Annotated in this window: 8 protein-coding genes; 4 read left to right on the top strand and 4 right to left on the bottom strand. The window is 70.7% G+C overall.

Features of this window, described 5'->3' with window-relative positions:
• Positions 1–579 precede the first annotated feature (579 nt).
• Positions 580–1,395, top strand: coding sequence for an SAM-dependent methyltransferase (locus AB0M08_RS46620; protein WP_364508559.1), 816 nt, complete (start codon positions 580–582; stop codon positions 1,393–1,395).
• A 182-nt stretch (positions 1,396–1,577) separates the two neighbouring features.
• On the opposite strand, the gene AB0M08_RS46615 is transcribed toward AB0M08_RS46620, so the two are convergent.
• Together AB0M08_RS46615 and AB0M08_RS46610 are read right to left on the bottom strand one after the other, a co-directional pair.
• Positions 1,578–2,402 (bottom strand): SAM-dependent methyltransferase, encoded by an 825-nt coding sequence (locus AB0M08_RS46615; RefSeq protein WP_364508556.1) that lies wholly within the window; start codon positions 2,400–2,402, stop codon positions 1,578–1,580.
• A 388-nt stretch (positions 2,403–2,790) separates the two neighbouring features.
• Positions 2,791–3,423, bottom strand: coding sequence for a DUF4360 domain-containing protein (locus tag AB0M08_RS46610; RefSeq protein WP_364508554.1), 633 nt, complete (start codon positions 3,421–3,423; stop codon positions 2,791–2,793).
• 417 nt (positions 3,424–3,840) lie between these two features.
• On the opposite strand from AB0M08_RS46610, the gene AB0M08_RS46605 reads away from it, so the two are divergent.
• Together AB0M08_RS46605 and AB0M08_RS46600 are read left to right on the top strand one after the other, a co-directional pair.
• Positions 3,841–4,488 (top strand): DUF4360 domain-containing protein, encoded by a 648-nt coding sequence (locus AB0M08_RS46605; RefSeq protein ID WP_364508551.1) that lies wholly within the window; start codon positions 3,841–3,843, stop codon positions 4,486–4,488.
• A 69-nt stretch (positions 4,489–4,557) separates the two neighbouring features.
• Positions 4,558–5,205 (top strand): hypothetical protein, encoded by a 648-nt coding sequence (locus AB0M08_RS46600; RefSeq protein WP_364508548.1) that lies wholly within the window; start codon positions 4,558–4,560, stop codon positions 5,203–5,205.
• Here AB0M08_RS46600 and AB0M08_RS46595 read toward each other — a convergent pair.
• Positions 5,193–6,809, bottom strand: coding sequence for a methyl-accepting chemotaxis protein (locus tag AB0M08_RS46595; RefSeq protein WP_364508545.1), 1,617 nt, complete (start codon positions 6,807–6,809; stop codon positions 5,193–5,195). The genes AB0M08_RS46600 and AB0M08_RS46595 overlap by 13 nt on opposite strands.
• Positions 6,810–6,840: 31 nt before the next feature.
• A complete protein-coding gene (locus AB0M08_RS46590) occupies positions 6,841–7,440 on the bottom strand; it encodes a TetR/AcrR family transcriptional regulator C-terminal ligand-binding domain-containing protein (RefSeq protein ID WP_364508542.1) in 600 nt (199 codons plus the stop codon).
• Positions 7,441–7,526: 86 nt separating this feature from the next.
• Here AB0M08_RS46590 and AB0M08_RS46585 point away from each other — a divergent pair.
• Positions 7,527–8,832 (top strand): FAD-dependent monooxygenase (locus tag AB0M08_RS46585; RefSeq protein WP_364508540.1); only part of this gene is annotated, 1,306 nt, incomplete at its 3' end.

Here is an 8,832-nt window from a genome sequence, read left to right as displayed (position 1 = left end):
TACTACGGCGAGCCGACCCGCACGGTCGGTGCCCGGTTCTACGAACTGATCCTCTCTCGGGCGCCCGAGACACCCCTGACCACCAGCCGACCGGCCCGAGACACCCCGGATCGCCAGCCGGACCGGCCCGAGGCACCCTGGACGGCCGGCCCACCGCCTGCGGGCACCGCCGCCCCGCGGGCCCGCGACCGAAACCCGGCCGACGGAATCGACGATCCCCGGACGGCGAGCGATTCGGACGGGCACTCGACGCGGGATCCGGCGTCCCACCCGTGCGGTCCAGAATCGACCAGCAGGGTCATGGGTGTCTCAGCCGCTCTGAGGGACCCATGAACGCCAGCTTGTCCGGTTCGGCTGGTCATGGGGGTGTCTCTAGCGGCTCGAAGCCCCCCCCCCCCCCCCCCACGACCAGCCGAGAGGCGGAACGGGCCTGTTCGAGAAAGGCCGGACCTGCCGAAGGCCGGCTCCGCGCGCCGCACCCCATCGATCGGCGGAAATCACTACGCTGTCCGCATTGGGCGCCGAACGGGCTCGCCGGAACATATCGGCGACGGCTGCCCGCGGCAGAGGGAGTCGGCGGTGGGCGAGGCGGGACGCGCGTCGGATCGGATCGACACGTCGGTGCCGCATCCGGCGCGGCGGTACAACTACTGGCTCGGCGGCAAGGACAACTTCCAGGCCGACCGGGACTCCGGCGACGCCATCGCAGCCGCGTTCCCGCAGCTCCCGGGTGCCGCCCGGGAGAACCGCGGCTTCCTGCGCCGGGCGGTCACCACCCTCGCCGCCGAGTACGGTGTCCGGCAGTTCCTCGACATCGGCACCGGCCTGCCCACCGCCGACAACACCCACGAGGTGGCCCAGCGCATCGCCCGGGACTCCCGGGTCGTCTACGTCGACAACGACCCGCTGGTCCTCTCGCACGCCCGCGCCCTGCTCGGCAGCACCCCCGAGGGCGCCACCACCTACATCGACGCCGACCTGCGCGACGTCGAGAAGATCCTCGCCGACCCGGCGGTGCGCGGCACCCTGGACTGGTCCGAGCCGATCGCCCTGATGCTGGTCGCGATACTGCACTTCGTCCCGGACACCGACGACCCGTACGCGATCGTTCGCCGCCTGCTCGCCGCCCTGGCCCCCGGCAGCTACCTGGTCCTGTCGCACGCCACGTTCGACCCGCTCGACGACACCACCGTGGCCCGCCTCAACGCGGTCAACACCGACAGCAACCCACCGTTCTGCCCACGAACGTACGCCGAGGTCAACGGTTTCTTCGAGAGCTTGACCCTGCTGGAGCCGGGCATCGTCTCGGTCGCCGACTGGCGCGCCGGCGCCGAGCCCCAGCCACGCCCGGCCCCCGCCGACGTGGCTTGGTACGGCGCAGTCGCCCACACATGATGCATCAAGAATGAAGCATCAATCTGGATGCATCATTTTTGATGCATCGGAAGCGATGCATCCGATTCGATGCATCAACCCAGATGCATCGGAGTTGATGCATCGGAAGTGATGCATCACCGCAGGCTGAGCCACCGGCGGGACGCGAACAGAGGCGCGGTGCGAACAGAGGCGCGGTGCGGCTACCCGATGCGGGCGATCGCCCCGTAACCCGTGGCCTCCGCCGGTGCCGGGCGCGGGCCCGGGCCTGGGCGCCAGTCGGAGACCGAGACGATGCCCGGCTCCAGCAGCGTACGGTCGCCGAAGAAACCGCTGACCTCGGCGTACGTTCGTGGGCAGAAGCGGGGCTTGATGCCCTCGTTCACCGCGTTCATCGCGGCGATCGTCGCCGGGTCGAGCGGGTCGAACGTCGCGTGTGACAGGACCAGGTAGCTGCCCGGCGGCAGCGCGCCGACCAGCCGGTTCACGATGCCGGCCGGGTCCTCGTGGTCCTCGACGAAGTGCAGGATCGCGATCAGCATCAGGGCGATCGGCTCGGACCAGTCCAGGGTGCCGCGCACCGCCGGGTCGGCGAGGATCCGCTCCGGATCGCGCAGGTCGGCGTCGATGTACGCGGTGGCGCCCTCGGCCGAGCTGGTCAGCAGGGCGCGGGCGTGCGAGAGGACCAGCGGGTCGTTGTCGACGTAGACGACCCGGGAGTCCCGGGCGATGCCCTGGGCCACGTCGTGCACGTTCTCGGCGGTGGGCAGGCCGGTGCCGATGTCGAGGAACTGCCGGACGCCCGCCTCGCCGGCCAGGTGCCGGACCGCGCGCTGCATGAACGCCCGGTTCTCCCGCGCCGCCGTACGGATGTGCGGGAAGACTCCGGCGATCGCGTCGCCCGCGTCCCGGTCGGCCTGGAAGTTGTCCTTGCCGCCGAGCCAGTAGTTGTACCGCCGGGCCGGGTGCGGCCGTGTCGGGTCCAGGTCGATGACGCCGGCCGGTTCGTTCTTCTCGTCGACACCCATCGCGCTCTCCGCAACTCCTCGTCCGATGGCCGACATCGTAGAGCAGAGCACCGGCATTCACGATCCGTCGATCCACAGTCGAGGCCGGCCGGGTCTGCTCGGCCCAGGAAGCTGGGACTCGCACTCGCGACCGCCACCACCCGGGTACGCCTCGATACCAGCACCCTCAACGCGCTCGGGCAGCCCCCGATGATGCTGGCCCGCACGCTCCACCGCGCTCGACCTGATCAGCGCGTGATCCCGGCGCCCGCCGGATGGTCCTGCGGATCAACCCGGTCGTCACCGGCGCTCCCACCGGCCCCGACGGCCCGGGAGCTGCACGCCGAGCCGGCCCGAGACGGTGCCGGTGGCGAATGTTGCGGATTCGCCACCGGCGCACTGCCGTCCCTTACTTCGTGGTGGTGCAGCGGAGCCAGGAGAAGTGGTAGACCGTCTCGATGCTGCCGTCGACCGAGTCCATGGTCAGGTAGCTGACGTCGGTGGACGTTCCCTTGGTGACGCGCAGCTCGGTGTTGATGTTGAGGTTGCGCTCCTCGCCGCAGGGGCGGAAGACCTGGGACGCGATCGGGACCTCGTCGGTGGCGATCCAGTTGTCGTCGAGCGGGGCGGCGATGGCGTGGTTCGCGTAGCTGCCGGCCGTCATGCCCTGGAAGTAGTAGTTCGCGCGCTGCTGGGCGACCGCGCCGGTCTGCAGGTAGCCGTACCCGCGGTAGTCGACCTTGGCGATCGCGAACGTGTAGCCGGACGGGGCGTTGACCAGCACGTTGAGCTGGCAGTTCTTCCGGTTCTCGGTGACCGCGATGTCCGGGCCGGCCTGGGCCAGGTAGGCGCTGTAGATCGCGGTGAAGGCGGAGTTGTCCGGCGAGATCGCCACGTCGGCGGTGCCCGGCGCGCAGCCCGAACCGGCCATCGCGACCAGTTCGATGGAGATCTCGTCGGTGGGCGGCGGATCGGTGAGAATGAGTTTCGCGGACGCCGGGGACGAGACGAGCAGCGTGGACGCCACCAGCGCCAACGCCACACATCCACGGGTTAACAACCTTTTCATGTTCGTCCCTTCGGGGTTGGGAGCGGATCGCGCTCAAGCTATTGACGGTTGTGAATAGAAGTCAACAGCGGTCGACCCACTGAAGGGATTTCTTTGTGCTGGCTGTGAAAGAGGAGGGCAAGGCAGGAAACCCCCAAAAGCCGCGTTACGTACGCCATTCTGTCTGTTTTATCGCCATTTATCGGACCCGCACCGTGACCGAAACCGATTCCGTGAACGACCCTTTTAATTCGATGGAGATCAATGCAAAATCGGCGCTTGTGTCGGCGCGACGGCCGACACTACGGTGGGCCCGGATGTTAAGCCTTCCGCTCTGGAATGACTCAAGAATCACTACCGTGGCACCCGATAAAGCCGTGCCCGGTTCATCTCTGCTCCCGGAGGAAGTCCATGAGAAACCGCAATCGCGCCCTGGCCGCCGTGCTGGCCACGGCCCTCGCGCTCCCGCTCGGCACCCCCGCACACGCGGCGTCCGGAGCCACCTCCGACGCCGCCGCGCTGGCCGCCGCCACCATCACCGTCGAGGTGATCGCCGCCAACGGATCGGGCTGCACCACGGGCACCACCTCGATCGTCAGCAACGGCGACGACACCGGCTTCCGGGTCAAGTACCGGGACTTCGTCGCCACCGCCGGCGGGGACGCCAGTGTCATCGAGCGCCGCAAGAACTGCCAGATCAGCGTGCTGGTGAGCATCCCGGCCGGCTGGACCGTGGCGATCGCCTCGGCGAACTACCGCGGGAAGGCGAGCCTGCTCTCCGGCGCCAGCGCGCTGCAGCGGACCAGCTACTACTGGCAGGGCTCGTCGTCGACCGAGCGCAAGGACGCCACGTTCACCGGGCCGCTCAACGGACTCTGGACCACCTGGGACGTCGCTCCGGTCCTGGCGTACGCGGAATGCGGCTCGGAGAGTGTGCTGAACCTGAACACCGAGCTGCGGGTGGACGCCGGCACCTCGACCGGCACCAGCACGATGTCGATGAACACCACCGAGGGCGACGTCGACACCCTGTTCAACTTCAGCCTCGCCACCTGCTGAGAACGTGCGACATCGTCGTGTGCCCGGCCCCACCCCGGGCACACGGCGACCGACCTGGATCATGTGCGGATGCGCGTTGACGAGACACCGTTCCGGGCCGGCTGGTGGGGCATCGACCTGGCCGACGTCGAGGCCCGGCCGAACGTGGGCACCTACGGAAACTACGAGCATCGGGCCCTCCCGCCGCTGCCGTTCGAGCTGACCGGTGACTTCGCCTGGCTGGCCGGGCAGCGCAAGCACAGGGAGTGGCCGATCGGCGAGGACGGCTACACCGGCGGGCTGAAGAAGCTGATCAAGCGGTGCGCGAAGCGGGGGCTCACCCTGCCGCCGTCGTTCGTCACCTTCATGAGCACGCCCAAGCTGCAGAAGCGCGTCCGGTCGAGCACGGCCTGCTACCTCGACCTCGCCGAAAAACCGGTACCGATGCCCGCCGCCCAGGGACATCTGATCACCTTCCTCGCCGACCAGCAGGGCTGCCTGTACTGGTACCTCTACCTGGCGGACAACGGCGCCGGCCACGCCGTGGTCTCGTCCGAGGACCACTACGCCGAGGTGGAGCCGGACGGCACCGAGGGCATCGAGTTCTGTGCGGAGTCGTTCGAGGAGTTCATCGCCCGGTACTGGCTGGAGAACGAGATCTGGTTCGCCGAGAACGAGGGCGACGAGATGCCGGAGCCCTGTCGGCGGTACGTGGAGAGCTACCGTCAGACCTCGTAGCGGAACCGGGACACCAGGGTGCGCAGGTCGCTGGACATCCGGGCCAGCTCGGCGGTGGCCCGCTGGGCCTCGGTGACGCCCTCGGTGGTGTACTGGGCGGCCTGCGCCACGGTGGCGACGTTCGCGGCGATCTGCTCGGCGCTGATCGCGGTGTCGGAGACGCCCCGGTTCATCTCGGCCGTGGTCGCGGTCTGCTCCTCGACGGCCGAGGCGATCGTGGTCTGATAGTCGCTCACCGTACCGATGACCTCGGTGATCCGCCCGATCGCCGCGATCGCACTGTCGGCGCCGCCGCGGATCGCCTCGACCCGGCGGGTGATGTCCTCGGTGGCCCGGGCGGTCTCCTGGGCCAGGTCCTTGACCTCCCCGGCGACCACGGCGAACCCCTTGCCGGACTCGCCGGCCCGGGCCGCCTCGATCGTCGCGTTGAGCGCCAGCAGGTTGGTCTGCGCGGCGATCGACGTGATCACCTCGACCACCTCGGCGATCTCCCGGGACGACCGGCCGAGGTCACCGACCGTGGCGCCGGCCTCCTGGGCGGTACGTACCGCGGTCGCCACCACGGCCGACGCCTCGCTGGTGGAGTGCGCGATCTCGCGGATCGCGGCGCCCATCTGCTCGGTGCCCGCGGAGACGATCTGCACGTTGTGCGACACCTGCCCGGTCGCGTCGGCCACCGTCCGGGCCTGACTCGCGGACTCCTCCGCGGAGGACGCGATCTGCTGCGAGGTGTTCGACAGCTGCTCGGTGGCGGCCGCGAGCGAGATCGCCGACTCGTCGATGGTACGCATCGCCGCGCCGAGGGCACCGAGGCTCTGCCGCAGCGCGGTCGCCATCGCCGCGATCTCGTCCCGCCCGGTGACCTCGACCGGGGTGGCGAGATCGCCCTCGGCCAGCAGCGCCAGGCGGTGGCGTACCCGGTCGACCGGGCGGGTCACCGAGCGCGTGACGGCCACCGCGAGCACGATCGCGATGACGGCGGCCACCGAACCGGCGCTCCAGACCAGGATCTCGCCGCTGCGCCGGGCGGCGTCGGCGCCGGTCCGGGCCGCGGTGAAGTCGGCGACCGCCACGGTGATCACCGTGTCCAGGTGTTCGGTGATCTGCTGGAAGATCTCGATCTCCTGACCGAGGACGAGCGCGTTCGCGGCCTTCCTACCGGCGGTGGTCCCGCGGTTGTAGAGCGCGGCGATCTGCGTGTCGACGGTCAGGAACTGGTCGGTGAGCGTGCTCAGCTCCCCCAGCGACGTCCGGGTCGCGGTGCTGGTGGCGGCCTCGGTCGCGGCGGCCACCGTGGTCTGGAAGGTCTGGATCGCGTCGAGGAAGCTGGCCCGGGAGTCGCCGGTGTCCTGGGCGGCGCCGGCCACCCCGCGGAGGGCGTCGAAGGCGTACGCCGTCTGCCAGCCGTTGAAGTCGGCCGCGGAGTACTTCGCGTCCTTCATCAGCGCGACGAAGTTCTGGGCCGCCGCCATCCGCTGGGCGGCGCTCCCCTGCCGCGCGGTGGTGGTCAGGGCCGCCGCCATGACGACGAAGAGCAGCACGACCACCGCGACGAAGGCCGCGGTCAGCCGCGCACCCAGCCGGACCCGGTTGAGGATGGCCACACCGACACGATCGGCCGGAACCGCGACAGACTTACCCCCGGCGGTGTTCGAGGACCGCGATGACGTTGTCGACCAGGCGCTCGACGTTGCCCGGCATCTCCGGTACGTCCGGCGGGCGCTGCCCGTGCAGCATCATCGCGGCGACGTACAGCGGGAAGTGGATCAGCTCCAGGATGTCGACCGGGGTCAGCTCGGTGGCGCCGGCCCGGTCCAGCATCGTCTGGAACCGCTCCATCCGCTGCTCGGTGAGCTCCCCCGCCCCGGCCAGCCCGACCGCCGGATCCGCGGCCGCCGAGATCAGCGCGCGCAGCAGCCCGAGGCCGCCGGGGCGGGTCACGCTCACGGCCAGGTGCCGCCCGTAGGCGAGCAGGTCGGCCCGCAGGTCTCCGGTCGCGGGCACCGGTGACCGGTCGTTGACGTCGGCCATCGCCACGTCGAGCAGCAGCGCCTCGGCCGTCCGCCAGCGCCGGTAGATCGTCGCCTGGTGCACGCCCGAGCGGGCCGCCACCTCGGGCAGGCTGATCGTGCCATCCGCCGACGTGGCGAGCAGCTCACGAACGGCCGCGTGCACGGCGTCGCGGGTGCGGGCGGTGCGGCCGCCGGGGCGGGCATTTCCGGTCACCTGGGTCACACCGACGACTCTAACGCGAAAGCACTTGCATTAGAAGCGCCTGCGCTCGTACGTTAAAAGCGAAGCCTTTCGCATTAGGGGGAGTCATGGGCAACGTTCTGATCGTGGGTGCGGGCATCGGCGGCGACGCGCTGGCGGTGATGCTCGGCCGGGCGGGCTGGCGGGTCACCGTCGTCGAGATCGCTCCCGAGCTGCGCACCGGCGGCCAGACCGTCGATCTGCGCGGCGACTCGCGGGACGTGCTCGACCGGCTCGGGCTGCTCGGCGAGTGCCTGACCCACCTGGTCGACCAGCGGGGTGTCGCCTGGATCGACGAGAGCGGACGGCGGCGCGCGGCGATGCCCGCCGAGGCCTTCGGCGGTCACGGCTTCGTCTCCACGGAGGAGCTGCTGCGCACGGATCTCGCCCGGGTCCTGCACGACGCGGCGGCCGAGCACGTCACGCACTGGTTCGGCGACACCGTGGAGACCCTCGAGGAAACCCCTTCCGGGGTACGCGTCACGTTCCGCCGTCGTCCCGCCGCCACGTTCGACCTGGTCATCGGCGCGGACGGAGCACACTCGCGGGTGCGGTCGCTCGCCTTCGGCCCGGAGGAGGGGTTCCGCCGCCCGCTCGGTTTCGCGCACGCCTGGTTCACCCTCACCGAGCGCCCGGGCACGCCCCGCCTGGACGACTGGCTGCTGATGTGCAATGTGCCCGGCGGCCTGCTGGTCACCGCCCGGCCGGGCCACCCGGGCGAGCAGGAGATCGGCCTCTCCTTCCCGGCCACCTCGCTGCCGCCGCGCGGTGACCGGGAGGCCCGCTTCGCGCTGCTGGAGCGGACCTTCGCCGGGGTCGGCTGGCGCACCGCGGAGTTCCTGGCGGCGGCCCGGCAGGCGCCGGACTTCGCCCTCGACACCTACGACCAGACCGCGGTCGACCGCTGGCACCGCGGCCGGGTGGTGCTGCTCGGCGACAGTGCGTGGTGCGCGAGCCCGCTCAGCGGCCTGGGCACCGCACTGGCCCTCCAGGGCGCCGAGGCACTGGCGTCGACGCTGCTCTCCGGCGACTCATCGGCCGACGGCTCGCCGGCCGGCGCCTCATCGGCCGACGGCCCGCTGGCCGCTTATGAACGCCGGATGCGGCCCCGGGTCGACGCCGCCCAGAAGATGTTCCCGGGCCGGATCGCGATGTACGCGCCCCGCACCCGCACCGGCATCCGGGTGATGACCGGCGTGATGCGCGCGGTGCAGTGGGGCCCGATCGCCGGGGTTCTCGGCCGGCTGGCGGCGACACACGGCCAGGACCCCGCGGCGTCCCACGCGGGTCACGGTTCCGCCGCGGGCACCGGTCCCGGCTGGCGCTCCGGGGTGTCTGACGCGGAGCGAGACACCCCGGAGCACCAGCCAGAAC

The organism is Actinoplanes sp. NPDC051851 (genome assembly GCF_040681165.1).
GTDB lineage: Bacteria > Actinomycetota > Actinomycetes > Mycobacteriales > Micromonosporaceae > Actinoplanes.
This window is presented reverse-complemented; position numbering and strand designations above follow the sequence as displayed.